Source organism: uncultured Aquimarina sp. (assembly GCF_947492405.1).
In the GTDB taxonomy this organism is placed as follows: Bacteria; Bacteroidota; Bacteroidia; order Flavobacteriales; family Flavobacteriaceae; genus Aquimarina.
In genome coordinates, this window is sequence record NZ_CANLMP010000010.1 from 73,862 (window position 1) to 88,734 (window position 14,873).

Annotated in this window: 14 protein-coding genes; 9 read left to right on the forward strand and 5 right to left on the reverse strand. The window is 31.3% G+C overall.

Annotated elements, in window-relative coordinates; all coding sequences use genetic code 11:
- Nucleotides 1–32 precede the first annotated feature (32 nt).
- On the forward strand, nt 33–1,649 hold the full coding sequence (gene pckA / locus Q0829_RS25875) for a phosphoenolpyruvate carboxykinase (ATP) (RefSeq protein ID WP_298548593.1): 1,617 nt from the start codon (nt 33–35) through the stop codon (nt 1,647–1,649).
- 81 nt (nt 1,650–1,730) lie between these two features.
- Here the strand turns inward: pckA and Q0829_RS25880 are convergent, their stop codons facing one another.
- Nucleotides 1,731–3,407 carry a serine hydrolase gene (locus tag Q0829_RS25880; protein WP_298548595.1) on the reverse strand — a complete coding sequence of 559 codons (1,677 nt, stop codon included), beginning with the start codon at nt 3,405–3,407 and terminating at the stop codon, nt 1,731–1,733.
- A gap of 224 nt (nt 3,408–3,631) precedes the next feature.
- Here Q0829_RS25880 and Q0829_RS25885 point away from each other — a divergent pair, with 224 nt between their 5' ends.
- From Q0829_RS25885 to Q0829_RS25895, 3 genes are read left to right on the forward strand one after another with little or no spacing between them, the layout of a single operon-like run.
- Nucleotides 3,632–3,955, forward strand: coding sequence for a DUF6249 domain-containing protein (locus Q0829_RS25885; protein WP_298548598.1), 324 nt, complete (start codon nt 3,632–3,634; stop codon nt 3,953–3,955).
- Nucleotides 3,952–4,512 carry a sigma-70 family RNA polymerase sigma factor gene (locus Q0829_RS25890; RefSeq protein WP_298548601.1) on the forward strand — a complete coding sequence of 187 codons (561 nt, stop codon included), beginning with the start codon at nt 3,952–3,954 and terminating at the stop codon, nt 4,510–4,512. The genes Q0829_RS25885 and Q0829_RS25890 overlap by 4 nt, the downstream gene beginning before the upstream one ends.
- Nucleotides 4,512–4,865 carry a hypothetical protein gene (locus tag Q0829_RS25895; RefSeq protein WP_298548603.1) on the forward strand — a complete coding sequence of 118 codons (354 nt, stop codon included), beginning with the start codon at nt 4,512–4,514 and terminating at the stop codon, nt 4,863–4,865. Before Q0829_RS25890 ends, Q0829_RS25895 begins: the two co-directional genes overlap by 1 nt.
- Before the next feature lie 214 nt (nt 4,866–5,079).
- Here the strand turns inward: Q0829_RS25895 and Q0829_RS25900 are convergent, their stop codons facing one another.
- Together Q0829_RS25900 and Q0829_RS27640 are read right to left on the reverse strand one after the other, a co-directional pair.
- Nucleotides 5,080–5,826, reverse strand: a complete 747-nt coding sequence (locus Q0829_RS25900; RefSeq protein WP_298548606.1) for a uroporphyrinogen-III synthase — start codon at nt 5,824–5,826, stop codon at nt 5,080–5,082.
- 32 nt (nt 5,827–5,858) lie between these two features.
- Complete coding sequence (locus tag Q0829_RS27640) at nt 5,859–6,512, reverse strand: DUF4271 domain-containing protein (protein ID WP_366894051.1); 654 nt, start codon at nt 6,510–6,512, stop codon at nt 5,859–5,861.
- A 174-nt stretch (nt 6,513–6,686) separates the two neighbouring features.
- Here Q0829_RS27640 and Q0829_RS25905 point away from each other — a divergent pair, with 174 nt between their 5' ends.
- From Q0829_RS25905 to Q0829_RS25915, 3 genes are all read left to right on the forward strand, one after another.
- On the forward strand, nt 6,687–7,418 hold the full coding sequence (locus Q0829_RS25905; RefSeq protein ID WP_298548609.1) for a polyprenol monophosphomannose synthase: 732 nt from the start codon (nt 6,687–6,689) through the stop codon (nt 7,416–7,418).
- Nucleotides 7,419–7,420: 2 nt separating this feature from the next.
- Entirely contained in the window at nt 7,421–8,761 is a 1,341-nt protein-coding gene (locus Q0829_RS25910) for a dihydroorotase (RefSeq protein WP_298548612.1), read from the forward strand.
- Between the two features lie 104 nt (nt 8,762–8,865).
- Nucleotides 8,866–9,393, forward strand: coding sequence for a DUF4296 domain-containing protein (locus Q0829_RS25915; protein WP_298548615.1), 528 nt, complete (start codon nt 8,866–8,868; stop codon nt 9,391–9,393).
- On the opposite strand, the gene Q0829_RS25920 is transcribed toward Q0829_RS25915, so the two are convergent.
- On the reverse strand, nt 9,362–10,372 hold the full coding sequence (locus Q0829_RS25920) for an NAD-dependent epimerase/dehydratase family protein (RefSeq protein WP_298548618.1): 1,011 nt from the start codon (nt 10,370–10,372) through the stop codon (nt 9,362–9,364). The two genes, Q0829_RS25915 and Q0829_RS25920, sit on opposite strands and share 32 nt — an antisense overlap.
- Nucleotides 10,373–10,431: 59 nt before the next feature.
- The gene (locus Q0829_RS25925; protein WP_298548621.1) at nt 10,432–13,437 is read right to left on the reverse strand and encodes a CHAT domain-containing protein; all 3,006 of its coding nucleotides are present in this window, start codon (nt 13,435–13,437) and stop codon (nt 10,432–10,434) included.
- 111 nt (nt 13,438–13,548) lie between these two features.
- On the opposite strand from Q0829_RS25925, the gene Q0829_RS25930 reads away from it, so the two are divergent.
- Both Q0829_RS25930 and Q0829_RS25935 read left to right on the forward strand, forming a co-directional pair.
- Nucleotides 13,549–14,133 (forward strand): sigma-70 family RNA polymerase sigma factor, encoded by a 585-nt coding sequence (locus tag Q0829_RS25930; RefSeq protein ID WP_298548624.1) that lies wholly within the window; start codon nt 13,549–13,551, stop codon nt 14,131–14,133.
- 1 nt (nt 14,134) lies between these two features.
- Nucleotides 14,135–14,872, forward strand: coding sequence for a hypothetical protein (locus Q0829_RS25935; RefSeq protein ID WP_298548627.1), 738 nt, complete (start codon nt 14,135–14,137; stop codon nt 14,870–14,872).
- The last annotated feature ends 1 nt before the right edge of the window (nt 14,873 follow it).

The window sequence follows — 14,873 nt, forward strand, 5'->3', positions numbered from 1 at the left end:
TTTGTCAAACATAACAAACACAACATATTTTTATGGAACCACTGTATCCAATTACGAAAACGATTTCGTTAAAGCATTACGGTATTGAAAATGCTACAATACGCTACCAATTATCTCCAGATGAACTTCAGGAGGAAACGGTGCAAAAAGGACAAGGGAAAATCACAAAATCTGGAACACTTGCTGTAAATACAGGAGAATTTACTGGGCGTTCACCAATGGATCGTTTTATTGTAAAAGATCAAATTACCGAAGACAAAATTTGGTGGGGTGATATTAACATTCCTTTTGAGTCTGATGCGTTTGATGCATTATACGACAAGGTTATTTCGTATCTTTCTGGTAAAGAGATATTTGTTAGAGATAGTTACGCTTGTGCGGATGCAGATTATAAGCTAAATATACGAGTGATCAATGAATATCCTTGGTCTAATATGTTTGCTTATAATATGTTCTTAAGGCCAACAGAAGAGGAGCTTAAAGATTTTGATCCAGAATGGACGGTCATTAATGCTCCTGGTTTTATGGCGGATGCAGCTGTAGATGGTACACGTCAACATAATTTTGCGATATTGAATTTCACAAAGAAAATAGCACTTATTGGAGGAACAGGTTATACTGGAGAAATCAAAAAGGGTATTTTCTCTGCATTAAATTTTATATTACCTGTTTATAAGGAGACACTACCGATGCATTGTTCTGCTAATGTAGGAGAAGAAGGAGATACGGCTATATTTTTTGGACTTTCAGGAACTGGAAAAACAACATTATCTACTGATCCTAACCGTAAATTAATTGGCGATGACGAACATGGTTGGACTAAAGAAAATACAATATTTAATTTTGAAGGTGGTTGCTATGCAAAGGTTATTGATCTCTCTGCTGAAAAAGAACCAGAGATATATGGAGCTATTAAAAAAGGAGCAATTCTTGAAAATGTAATTTTTGGAGAAGATGGTGAGGTTGATTATGCTGATACCTCTATCACTCAGAACACAAGAGTGAGTTATCCGATTTATCATATAGATAATATACAGGAATCTTCTATCGGTAAAAACCCAAAGAATATATTCTTTTTAACTGCAGATGCTTTTGGAGTAATGCCGCCTATCTCTAAGTTGACTCCAAGTCAGGCAGCGTACCATTTTATATCTGGATATACCGCAAAAGTAGCAGGAACAGAAGCTGGAGTTGTAGAGCCAACTCCTTCATTTTCGGCTTGTTTTGGAGCGCCATTTATGCCACTACATCCAGCAAAATATGCTGAAATGTTAGTAGAAAAAATGAAAGATACTGGAGTAAATGTGTGGTTGGTGAATACTGGATGGACTGGTGGACCATACGGCGTAGGGACTAGAATCAAATTAAAATATACGCGAGCTATGATCCAAGCAGTGCTTAATGGCGATTTAGGATTGTATTCTTATGATGATTATCATATTCACTCAGTATTTGGAGTAGCACAGCCAAGAGAATGTCCAGGAGTTCCAACAACTGTATTAAGTCCTAGAGCTACTTGGAATAATGATGAAGAATATTATAAAACAGCATTTAAATTAACGAATGCATTCAGAGAGAATTTTAAAAAATTCGAATCCTATGCTAATGAGGAAATCCGTAGAGGAGGACCACAACGATATGCTTTCTAGTAATTAAGAAACGTTAATCAAGAAATAAAAACGCCTGAAATTTCACTTCAGGCGTTTTTATTTACTTTCACAACATAAGTTTCAATTCAAAGTTGTATGTGAATTAGAATGACTGGTTATTCTTTTTAAATTTAAGTCATGAAAATCGAAACTAAAATCGATAAAACGAGAAATCCCTTTCATTTTGATTTTCATAGCTTTACCATTATTTCCGGAAAATGAAAATATTGCGAACGCATCTGCTTTCATGTCTTGATATTCCCATTTGATGGCAAATGTATGGTCTTTGTAAAATGACATTTTACCGTTTAATCGTGGTGATTTATGAGATTTAAACCATAGTTCTCCATTTTTCTCTAAAATCTCTATTTTTCCAAACCAATTATCTTCATAGATGCCTATATAATTCTGTTTATTAATTTTTACACCTTTGTTTGCTTCAACTTCTGCCCATACTTTTTCTGTTTCTACATCTGCCATTTGTTGTTCTTGCTGTTGCATTCCTTTTGCCATTTCAAGCCAATTAATTCCTGTTTCCAAATTTAAATATTCATCCAGCAAAATATAACTCACCAGGCCGTTTAAAAATTCCGCACCGGCAGAATTATTCATAACTACAATTCCCAATTCAAGCTTGGGGAATAATATAACCTCAGAAGACATTCCTGCAATTAATCCTGAGTGCTCAACTTTATAATGTCCGTTAAAATCAGAAACAAACCAACCTAAGCCATATCCAGAAAAATTCACCTTAAAAGGAGATCTTGGGTCTTGTTGTAAATTCATTGGAGTATGCATTCTCCACATTTCCTTTTGTTGTTCTTCAGAAAATAATTTTTTATCTAAACTACGACCATACTTTCCTTCATTTAATTGAAGTAACATCCATTTACACATGTCTGACACACTTGCCCAAATTCCACCCGCTGCTCCATTCAATTTTTGTTTTTCTTCTACGGGAATTGGTGTTTCTATTACACTAAGACTTTTTCCATTAAAAGAATGTGCACTTGCGCTACTTGCCTTTTTTACTGCTTCAAAAAAACTGGCATAGGTGTTTTTCATTTCAAGTGGCTTGATTATTTCATTAGATATAAATGATTCCCAAGATTGACCACTTACTCTAGCTATTAATTCTCCTGCCACAAGGTATAATAAGTTATCATAATCAAATTTCGTTCTAAATGGTGATACAGGTTTAAAGTATTGAAAAGAATTCAAGACATCATTAATATCGAAATCTGAACCTGCTGGAAATAACATTAGATCACCAGCACCAAGTCCTAATCCGCTACGATGCGTTAATAGATCTTGTACATTAAAATTATTACTTATATAATCATTATACATCTTGAATTCTGGAATATGTTTGATAACCTTATCTTCCCATTTGACTTTCCTTTGTTCAACTAATAAAGCCAGTGCAGCTGAAGTAAATGCTTTTGAGTTTGATGCTATACCAAAAGGAGTCTCAGCAGTAACTTTTTCTTTTGTTTTAATTGATTGCACTCCATACCCATTCATATGAACGATTTTACCATCTTTAACAACACCAACGGCAAAACCAACAGTATTGTTTAGACTATTAAATGCTTTTGTTGCTATACTATCAATTTGAGCGGAACTCAACTGTGCATTCATGTTCATCATAGCAGTAATAGTAAAGAATATGTTTACGATGATTTTTACTAAAATACCATTAGTTTTTGTGGCGTTATCTATACGCTGTATTTTATAAAATTGCATTGTGTTTTTCATGTTGAATGATTTTAAAGGTTGTTAAAACTTTTGAAATTGCTATCTCTAATTGCGCAAATAGAACTCTAAGCAAATTGATTCTATTGAATATTAATTTTCAATCTGATAATGTGATACCTGTAGATAGGAAAAGGTTACAATTAATTATTTTTTTTGAGTTTTTGTAACCTTAATCAGAATTCAAGTATCCAATGGGTATACAGTAATCTTAAAATGAAAAAAACATGAATGATCCAGTAGCAATAGTAGTAATGGCCTTAATAGCAGCGGTTGTATTTTCAGTTTTCTATATCATAAAAAGTAAGCATATAGAGCGTATGGCAAAAATTGAAAGTGGAATGATAGACGAAGAATTTAAAGATTCAGGTACTATTCTTCTAAACATTGGGATACTTTTATGCTCTCTGGCAACAGGAATCTTCGTTTCTTATTTAGTTAGTGCATATACTGAAATTCCTGAATATGTAATAATTCCTGGGTTTCTATTACTTTTTGGAGGAATCGGTTTTCTGGTTTCTTATAATATCAATAAAAAGAAGAGCAATTGAATTCTATACCAGACAATGTCTACATAGATAAAGTGCTCTCTGGAGACACCAATGCTTTTGGGTATTTCATTAGGAACTACCAAGGAATGGCATATTCTATTGCCATTTCTATGGTAAAGAATGAATTCAATGCAAATGATGTAGTACAGAATTCATTTATAAGGGCATTTAAAGCCTTACGTTCATACAGATCAGATGCCAAGTTTTCAACTTGGCTGTATAAGATTGTAGTAAACGAGTCTTTAAAATTTCTAAAAAAGAATAAAAGAACTCAAGAGTTCATTACCTTCATGGGTGACCCTTTTGACTATTCTACTTCATTCAATGAAGCGGTTGAGAGCTTTGACAAAGCTGATAGGAAAATGGAAATTACAAAGACAATGAATCTTATGAAACCTAGAGAAGCTTTGTTGTTGAAATTATATTATTTACACGAAGAACCTATTGTTGAAATAGAAAAAATAACAGGTTTTTCAAAATCAAATATAAAAGTATTACTACATAGAGCACGAAAAAGTTTTCTCGCACTTTCTGTTCAACATAATAATAAAAAATAATGAATAATACAGATCAAAACATACGTAAAATACTTGTAGAGAATGAAGCGGGATATGCAGTTGATTCTGAATTGGAAAATAGTATAATGAAGGTAATAGGTAAACAAAAAGATTATAAAGAAATATTGTCAAAAACGAAGCTTAAAATAAAAATCGGGCTTCTTACTAGCTTAATTCTCTTCTTCATCTATGTAATCTTAACGTATACTGATTTATTAAGATCTATAGATCTTAATACACAAAATCTAAAAACATTTTATCCGTCTATTTTCGCTGCTATAGTTGTTGTAATTGTTTATTTTCAAATGATATTCGGAATTTCTGTTTTAAAAAGGACATTCAGGTATAAATAGTTGATTTTCTCTAGTCAAATATATTTATTGAGTGTTTACACAATTTTGTAATCAGAATATTTTTTGGAGTTGAAAACATTTTGGTTGATGTATTTTTCTTGTACTTGACTTAAGGGATATAATGAAGTGAGTCAGTTTCTATATCTGCGTGAAATTGAAAAAGCCGAGGAGTACGAACTCTCGGCTTTTTTATTAGTTATGTAAAAAGCTTGGCTTATTTTTTATTTGCTTCTTTGATGTATTTCTGAAGTGCCATTGTCATGGAAGGAGTTTCAGGAGTCGGCGCTTGAATATTTACTATCAAGTCGTGTTCTTCTGCAGCTTTTACCGTTGAGTTTCCAAAAACAGCAATACGAGTATCTTTTTGTTGAAAGTCAGGAAAGTTTTCAAATAATGATTTAATTCCAGAAGGACTAAAAAATACAAGGATGTCATAAAATACATCTCTTAAATTAGAGAGATCACTTACCACGGTTTTGTAGAAAATTGCTTGTTTCCACTCTATTTTTAGGGTGTTAAGTGTATCAGGTATTTCAGATTTTAACTTATCAGAAGAAGGTAATAAAAACTTTTCATTTTTATACTTCTTAACTAATGGCATTAATTCCTGAAATGTACGTTTTCCAACATAAATCTTCCTCTTTCTGTAAACCACATATTTCTGCAGATAATAAGCAACAGCTTCACTCTGACAGAAATATTTAAGCGAATCAGGAACTTTAAAACGCATTTCATCTGCAATTCTAAAAAAATGATCCACAGAATTTCTACTCGTAAGAATAATAGCAGTGTATTGAGATAAATCTACTTTTTGTTGCCTCACTTCCTTAGCATCTACGCCCTCTACGTGAATAAACGGTATAAAGTCAATTTTTACCTTTTCTTTCTCCTCAAGTTCGAAATAAGGTGAATTTTCTACTTTAGGCTCTGGTTGCGAGACCAAAATCGTTTTCACTTTCATATATAGTCTTTATTTGTAAACGTATCCCTAAATTATATAATTAGCTTGTACAGCATAAAATAGGGTGCGATTTCAAGTGCGCAAAGATACAAAATAAAATAAAACGAATGGTTTAAAATGATGTTTTCGTTTTTCTTGTAGATAGAAAAAAGGATGATTAAGTTAAGAATCACCAGAGAAGCTATTAGTACAATCAAAACAATTTTTGAAGGTTTCGTAGTATAAATGAATAATAAGTTAAGAGGTAATAATATTACCCCCAAAAAATTACGATATGATAATTTATAGAATAAATAATCTTCGATTAAAATTTCGATAGAAAAAATAGTTGAAATTATTTTTTCTACTAAAATTTTACAGATTAAAACAAACAAATATAGTGATGCTATCTTTAAGTAAAGTGTAATGTTAATCATATCTGATTGCCATTGTAAAACATCCAGACATAGATATATGAATAATGAAACAGAAAGAACCTGAACTAAAATTAGAATTCCATTAAAAAAAGTAGATAGTTTATTTCCTTTTTGATTAAGAACTATATACTTGTTTGTATTAAAGAGCATTACAAATTCTGAAAAACGAGCAGAATTCATAAGTTTAGCTGTTGCTAAAAGCGCAAAACACAATAGAATTACTATAGTAATCCAGTCGGTAGATATGATTTCTCTGGTAATAACTTCCATACTTAGAAAAGGATAAAATTAAGTCATACTTATTACATAATAAAATAAAGTATCGTAAATAAGATGCAACACTAATTTAAATACCAAGTATATATACATAAACCATAATATTAGTGTAAAAAACTGAAAATATTCTAGTGATTATTTAGTTATATTTGCCTGAAAACACCTTAAATGGTAGATGCATTAGTAATTATACCTACCTATAATGAGATCGAAAATGTAGAGCGTATTATCAAAAATGTGCTTGCGCTACAGCGTGATTTTAATATTCTGATTGTAGATGACAATTCTCCGGATGGAACAGCAGCAAAGATAAAAGAATTGCAAGAAGAGTATCCTGAACATCTTTTTTTAGTAGAACGAAAAGGGAAGTTAGGATTAGGAACAGCATATATTACCGGATTTAAATGGGCATTAGAACGGTCTTATGAATATATTTTTGAGATGGATGCAGATTTTTCGCATAATCCAAATGATCTGATAAGATTATATAATGCTTGCGCTAAAGGAACATCAGATGTAGCGATTGGATCGAGATATGTTACCGGTGTTAATGTGGTAAATTGGCCTATGAGCAGAGTATTACTATCTTGGTTAGCATCTAAATATGTTCGTTTTATCACTGGAATGAATATTCACGATACTACGGCAGGTTTTATTTGTTATAAAAGAGAAGTTTTACAAAGAATTAACCTTGATAAGATTAAATTCGTAGGATACGCTTTTCAGATTGAAATGAAGTTTAAAGCATATCTGTCAAAATTTAAGATAAAAGAAGTTCCCGTGGTATTTACCGATAGAACACGAGGAACCTCTAAAATGAGTAAAGGAATTATCTCTGAAGCAATTTTTGGGGTGTTAAGAATGAAAATAGAGAGTTTGTTTAATAGTTATGAAATATGATCATGAATAAAGTATTGATTAAGAATACTAACATTATTAATGAAGGAAAGATTTTTAATGGGGATGTATATATAGAGAATGGTTTTTTTAAAGAAATCGCTTCACAGATTAGTGCCAAATCTCCGGATGTACAAGTTTTTGATGCAGAAGGGAAATATCTTTTGCCAGGTGTTATTGATGATCAGGTTCATTTTAGAGAACCAGGACTGACACATAAAGCTACCATAGAAACAGAATCCAAAGCTGCAATAGCTGGCGGGATTACTTCTTTTATTGAAATGCCTAATACAAACCCACAGACAACTACTATAGAAAAGCTGGAGGAAAAGTTCGAAATAGCTGCCAAAACCAGTTATGCCAACTATTCTTTTATGTTTGGAGGTACTAACGATAATCTAGAAGAGATATTAAAGGTAGATCGGAAAAAGGTTGCAGGACTTAAGTTATTTTTAGGTTCCTCTACAGGAAATATGTTGGTAGATAATCTCGAAGTACTAGAAAAAATCTTCTCGTCTACAGATTTACTAATTTCGGTACATTGTGAGGATGAAGAGACTATAAAAAATAATACGGCTAAATATAAGGAGCAGTATGGTGAGGATATACCTATTGAGATGCATCCGATTATTAGAAGCGAAGAAGCTTGTTATATATCTTCTTCTAGGGCGGTAGCACTTGCTAAGAAAACAGGTGCCAGATTGCATGTTTTTCATCTTTCTACGGCAAAAGAATTAGCATTGTTTACGAACAAGATTCCGTTAAAAGATAAAAAGATCACTGCAGAGGTTTGTATACATCATCTTTGGTTTTCTGATGAGGATTATAAAGAAAAAGGAACTTTGATAAAGTGGAATCCTGCAGTAAAAACATCAAAAGATAGAAAGGCATTATTTAAAGCTTTACTTAATGATAAATTAGATGTAATTGCCACAGATCATGCACCACATACGAAAGAAGAAAAAGATAATGTATATACAAGTGCACCTTCAGGAGGTCCTTTAGTGCAACATGCATTACCTGCAATGTTAGAATTTTATCATAAAGGTGAAATTTCGTTAGAAAAAATTGTAGAGAAAATGTGTCATAATCCTGCAATTTTATTTCAGGTAGAGAAAAGAGGATATATTAAAGAAGGCTATTGTGCAGATGCTGTGTTAGTAGATCTTAATGCTCCCTGGACTGTAAATAACGACAATATAGCTTATAAGTGTGGATGGTCTCCATTTGAAGGGACTACCTTTAAATCAAGAATTACACATACTTTTGTGAATGGAAGTTTGGTGTATAAGAATTTTAAGTTCTATGATGTTAAGAACGCACAACGATTAACTTTTGACCGATAAAAGAGGTGTTAGGAATTTTTTAAAAATTTCTTTGCTGAAGAAAATGGTTAGAGATATTTTCAACTTTATGACGTACTTGTGATTAATTGATAAAATTTAAATGTGTGAAAAAAAGAATAGTATATAGTTTTTTTTCTTTAGCTCTTATTGTTTTTTCTTGTCAAAGTTTAGATAAAAGACAAAAGCCGGAGAATCTACTCACAGAAGATAAAATGGTAGAGTTACTAACTGATATTGCTTTTGTAAAAGCTGCAAAAGGAAGTTATAAAAAGGTTTTTGATATTGAAAAGATAAACCCTGAATCATATATCTTAAAAAAACACGGTATAGATAGTTTAGTGTTTGCAGAAAATAATAGATGGTATATACATGAATTAGATGAATACGAAGAGATTTTTAAAAGGGTGAAAAATAACCTTGAGAAATCAAAAGTCAAATTTGAAAAACTAAAAAAGGAAGAAGATTCAATACAAAAGATAAAGGATTCTATTAAAAGAGCAACAAAAGGCGTCAAACTCGAAAAAAAATCCTCTATTGATAAAGAATTTTTATTAGAAGAAGAGATAGAAAACGCAATCAAGAAAAGAAATAAACCAAAACCTATTCCTCTTTCAGGAAAAAAGAAGCAGTAGTTTCTATTGCTTTATTAACAGGTGTAAAACTATAAGTAAGTTCTTTTTTTATTTTTTCATTTTCATAAAAAGAATTAGAGAAAGCACTTTTTATTGAGGATTTGAATATGGATCGTTTGGTTCGGAAAAAGAAATGACTAAACTGTTGCAGATGATATGCTATTTTCATCAGAAAAGGAGAAACTTTCTTTTTGGGGATAGGTTTATTAAGAGCTTCAGCAATTAGAGTAAACGCATTTTTGAAACTTAAGTTTTCACTCACTAAGATATATCGTTCATTTTTTATTTCACTATTCATAAGACGGTGCATGATCTTTACTACATCATCAACACCTACATATCCTGTAGTTCCTGTAGTGAAGTATTTCATTCCATTGTAGATTTTTTTAAATAGATATCCACTGCCAGAATTAAAAAAACCACGACCAATAATGATACCGGGATTTATAATTACGGTGTTAAGTCCTTCTTGAGTTCCACGCCATACTTCCATCTCTGCACCGTATTTAGTAATAGCATAGACAGAATCAGAAACCTCAGGATTCCATTCGGCAGTTTCATTAATTGAACTTTGAGAAGTGTTTTCACTTAAAGTTGCAATAGAACTTACATAACAAAGCTTTTGTATCTTATGGATCAGTGATAGGTTTACGATATTAGCAGTTCCTTCTATATTTATTTTGCGTAGTTTTTTATAATGAGATGGATTAAAAGATATCATAGCTGCACAATGATACACTTGAGTAATTCCTTCAAAAGCAGTGGTTAGTGCTGGAATGTCATTAAGATCTCCTTGTATCCATTCAATGGCATCAAAAGCATTATGGTTTTCGGGTTTAGAACATTGTAAAAAAACTGTTTTTGCATATTCTTTTTTAGCAGTTGTTCTGTATAAAGCACGTATCTGATGTTTTTCTTCTACCAGTTTGATTAATAAATGCGTGCCTACTAAACCTGTTGCTCCGGTAACTAATATCATAGTATTTATTCTGTCATACTAATGTAAACAATTAGTAATAAATATTTTATTTTACTTCTTTAAAAAGAAGCTTTCCTTTTTCTGAACCAAACGATGCTCAAAAATAGTATTACAAATATGATTATTCCAGTTATCCAATATAGACTGTAGTTAGTATTAAATTGAATTGGATTGGTATCTCCAATCAGATAAAAACCTCCCCAATAAAATGGTTGTGTACGGTTAATATCAGCAGTATTTAAATATTGCAACTTTGCCTGTCTTAGAGCTTTTGCTTTATCCATGCCTGCTTTTAAGTTAGTATAGAAATACTTCATCAATTCTGGTGTAGTTTGATCCGATACTTCCCAACTGCTTAATAATAAACTTTTAGTTCCTGCATATTGAAATGCAGTTCCTAAGCTCATGATACCTTCTCCTTTGGCAATTTGACCTGTACCCGTATTGCAAGCACTTAATACCGTTAATTCTGAAGGTATATCTAAAGCAAATAATTCATGACTATACAATAGATTATCTTCTATGGTGTCTTTGCTTTGTGAGAAAAATAGTTTAGAATTTTCTGGTCGTTCATTATCTACCTCACCATGTAATGCTAGATGAAGAATACTGTACTGACTAGCATTTTTCTTAAAGTTAGTCTCTACAGCTTCAGATCCGTAGAAATAATTTCCATCTATAATATTTGAGATACTTTTGATTTCTTTGCGAGTTCCCGGTAGGTCATCACCAGTATTTCTTAGGGTTGCCATACTAAGGGTCTTACTTGTAACAATATTGGTGCTATCCGAAAATGAAAATGCTAGACATTCCTTTAGTTTATTGGATTTTTCATTGCTTTTGAAAGGAGTAAACAAAAGGTTAGCAGAATTAGCATAGCTAATCGTATAGTCTTTTAATAAATATGATAATTTCTTCGGATTATTAGAGGTGTCATCTTGTGTAAGGAGTAAATCAAAATTAAGATGCCATAATGGTCCGTCAGGACTGATAATTAAGTTATTGCCTTCGATTTGATTCTTGATGGGACTGATTAATTGTTGATAAAGTTTAAGTGCGTTGCTTTTATAGTTAACATTGTTTTTATCAGTAATAGATGTTCTTAATTTTTTTATATTCTCTGTAAGTTTTAAGGTAGTAAGTTTTTTTACACCAATTTTGTTTTTTGAAATCGTAAAGGCATAGGTTGTACTATCGGCAACAAAAAATTCCAAAAAGGTAGTTTTGTTATCCAACTTTTGTTGAATATCATTTACGGAAATAATCTCAATTTGATGCTTTATCTGATAATAGTTAGGATAGTTTTTCTCCAAGACTTCTGTTAACGAATCTTGTTTTCTTGTAGTTGTAAATAGTTTGCTTTCATAATCCGATACCCTATTGTGATCTGTTTTTTGTTTAGAACGCTCTTTGGTGATTTGTGATTGATAAAAAGCATGATCTTCTCTTAATTTTTTTTCTAATGACACAAGTTTTGAAGGTAAACTTGCAAAACTTTTTGCGTTAGCATCATTTAGTAGTCCTTTTAGGGTATTAGCTTTGCTCTTTTCTGAAAACAGAAATGCTTGATGTATTGCGTCTTTATGTTGATTGTGATTATGAAGAAGTAATTGAGCATCAATAGCACCCTGATAAATCTCCTTAACTTTGTTAGCAAAAGTTACTCGATCCTTATAATTACTTAAGGTTCCTCTAATACTGTTTGTTAAGGTGTCCGCTTTTTGGTAAACACGAATACTATTTTCAAGGCTTTGGATACTGTCTTTATCGGGATAGTAACTCTGAAAGGTTTTAGCTTTGAAAAGTAAAGTTTCCAAAGCAATATTCGAGTCAAAAAAATGTAAATTTCTATTATCAGAAATGGAATTTGTATTTAAAGCATGTTCATAATACGTTATGGCTTCAGAAAATTCTTTTGTTTTGTTTAAAGTGTTTCCAATATAATTATAAATGTTTGCGACCATTCCATGATTAATACTGGATTGATTTAAATTGATACGTACTGCTTTTTTGTAATTTATTAATGCTTTTTCATATTCTTTTTTTCCATCAAAACTAATACCAATAAGAAAATATGAATTAGCTATATATTGATGATTTTCTCCAAGCTTATTTAATCTTATGTTTAAAGCTTTGTTATAAAAATCGAGAGATTTATCATAATCTTTCAAATCATAATAGATGAGTCCAATATTATAATAGGAATTGGATACTCTTATATGCTTATCGCCATATAGTTTTATATATATCTGCAAAGCTTCTCTATATTTTATTAAAGCCTCCTTGTATTGTTTGTTTCCGCGCAGGGCGACGCCAATATTATTTAGATTAGTAGCTACTTCTAAATTGTTGGAGCCGAAAGTTTCGATAGAAATAGTTAATGATTGTTTGAAGTATTCTAATGCTTTAGTATGTTGTTTTTTTGCAATGTAAATTCTTCCAATTTCATTTAAACTATATGATAGATTTGAATTCTTTTTTTTGTGGCGCTTTTTTATGGATAAGCTTTTTTTATGATATTCTATTGCTTTATCGTATTCTCCTTTAGAATATGAAATGAATCCCAAATTGGTGAGTGTAGAAGAAAAACTTATGTGATTTTCAGGTAAGATTTTCATTTTTATTCCATAGGACTTTTGATAATAACTTAGAGCAGTCTCTATATCAGACTTTTTTATTTCGTAATAGTTTCCAATGTATTCATACGAAACGGTTTTTTCGATAGAGTTTTCAGGAAGGTGCTTTTCGCTTATGTCAAGACCTTTTTTTGCAGCAAAATATGATGAATCCAGTTTTTGGAGTTGGAATTGAATATAAGCTATTTCATTATAGCAATTAGCTACTTTTTTCCATGCTTTCGCGTTTTTGTATAAGGGTAGTGCCTTTTTAAAATATACAATAGAATTATCTAGTTTTCTATCAGCTAACAGAGAGTCCGCTTTATTAAAATATTGTGAGGCTAGAATCGTATCATTTACACTTTGTCCATGAACATAGTTCAATGATATTATTAGCGTAAAAAGCACATATTTTGTCATATTGAAAAAATATTCTGGACGATTCATAAGGTAATTCTATATTTGTTAATAACAAAGAATGTAAAAATGTTACTTTTACATTGTAAAAAAAAATTTACAAATTTAAGGTAACACATCACTGTTTGGTGACATTAACTTATGAATAACCCCAAGGAACGTAAAATTTTAGAAGGAATTATATCCGGAGATGAGGTAGTTATAAAAGCTTTCTATAAAAAGAATTACAATTATATCAGAGGTTATATTCTTCAGAATTCTGGAGAAGAGGAAGATGCAGAAGATGTATTTCAGGATGCGTTGGTAGTGATGTATCAAAAACTAAAATCAGATACACTAGATATTAATGTTTCGATACGAACTTATTTTTATGCTATTTGTAAGAATATTTGGAGGAGTCGATTGCGCAAAAAAAGAAAGCTAATCTTTGATAGTGAGTTAATACTGGTCAATGAAGAATCAGAACAATATATCATAGAAGATATAGAAAAAAAAGAACGGGAGCAGGTGTATCGCAAATACTTTCTTAGATTAAGTGATGCGTGTAAAGAAGTGTTAAGTTTAGTTTTTGCAGGTAATAATATGAAAGAAATAGCGCGTATTACTGGATATGCAGAAGGATATGCACGAAAAAAGAAATTTGAGTGTAAAAAATCTTTGTTAGATAATATAGAAAAAGATCCTATGTATCAGGAGTTAAAAATAATTTCTGAAAAAGAATCATAATATGGAAAGGACTCAGGAGTTATTTGAAAAAATAGAAGGGTATCTTACTCAGACATTATCCAAAGAAGAAGTGCTTGCTTTTGAAAAAGAAATGGCTGAAGATTCTGAACTTAAACGTGAACTAGAAAAGCAACGAGAGCTACATAAAGTGTTGAGTGATAAGGATACACTTGATTTTAAAGAGAAATTACAAAAAATCAGTGCAGAAATAAAAAAAGAACAATCTAGAAGTAATACCTATTTTTCATATTGGAAAATCGCAGCCTCTATTATTATTATACTCGGAGTAGGAACACTGTTATGGAATAACTTGAACAAGACAAATAATTTTTCGGATTTGTATGCTTCTTATTATAAACCATATCCGGTAGAGGATGTTACGAGAGGAGATACCACAAACGAATGGGAGGAAATCGTTAAAAATTATTCTGAAGGTAATTATGATTCGGTAATCTCTAAACTTGAGAAAACTAATTCTTTTATTACATCAGAACGGATTAGGTTGTATCTAGGCAATAGTTATCTTAATACAGGAAAAGAACGCGAAGCATTACTACAGTTTGAAATGATAAGTGATGCAAGTAGATATCGTGAAACTGCGAATTGGTATCGTGCACTTACACATCTTAAGTTAGGAGAGACCAACAAATCTTTAGAGATCCTAAAAGAAATCATTAATTATAATGGAATCTACAAAGAAAAAGCAATGCAACTGAAAGCTGAGTTGAGTGAGTTATAAA

What these genes read in the sequence shown, in the direction of transcription:
- pckA (WP_298548593.1), top strand. Translation starts at nt 33, where the DNA reads ATGGAACCACTGTATCCAATTACGAAAACGATTTCGTTAAAGCATTAC.
- Q0829_RS25880 (WP_298548595.1), bottom strand. Translation starts at nt 3,407, where the DNA reads ATGAAAAACACAATGCAATTTTATAAAATACAGCGTATAGATAACGCC.
- Q0829_RS25885 (WP_298548598.1), top strand. Translation starts at nt 3,632, where the DNA reads ATGAATGATCCAGTAGCAATAGTAGTAATGGCCTTAATAGCAGCGGTT.
- Q0829_RS25895 (WP_298548603.1), top strand. Translation starts at nt 4,512, where the DNA reads ATGAATAATACAGATCAAAACATACGTAAAATACTTGTAGAGAATGAA.
- Q0829_RS25900 (WP_298548606.1), bottom strand. Translation starts at nt 5,826, where the DNA reads ATGAAAGTGAAAACGATTTTGGTCTCGCAACCAGAGCCTAAAGTAGAA.
- Q0829_RS27640 (WP_366894051.1), bottom strand. Translation starts at nt 6,512, where the DNA reads ATGGAAGTTATTACCAGAGAAATCATATCTACCGACTGGATTACTATA.
- Q0829_RS25905 (WP_298548609.1), top strand. Translation starts at nt 6,687, where the DNA reads ATGGTAGATGCATTAGTAATTATACCTACCTATAATGAGATCGAAAAT.
- Q0829_RS25910 (WP_298548612.1), top strand. Translation starts at nt 7,421, where the DNA reads ATGAATAAAGTATTGATTAAGAATACTAACATTATTAATGAAGGAAAG.
- Q0829_RS25920 (WP_298548618.1), bottom strand. Translation starts at nt 10,372, where the DNA reads ATGATATTAGTTACCGGAGCAACAGGTTTAGTAGGCACGCATTTATTA.
- Q0829_RS25925 (WP_298548621.1), bottom strand. Translation starts at nt 13,437, where the DNA reads ATGAATCGTCCAGAATATTTTTTCAATATGACAAAATATGTGCTTTTT.
- Q0829_RS25930 (WP_298548624.1), top strand. Translation starts at nt 13,549, where the DNA reads ATGAATAACCCCAAGGAACGTAAAATTTTAGAAGGAATTATATCCGGA.
- Q0829_RS25935 (WP_298548627.1), top strand. Translation starts at nt 14,135, where the DNA reads ATGGAAAGGACTCAGGAGTTATTTGAAAAAATAGAAGGGTATCTTACT.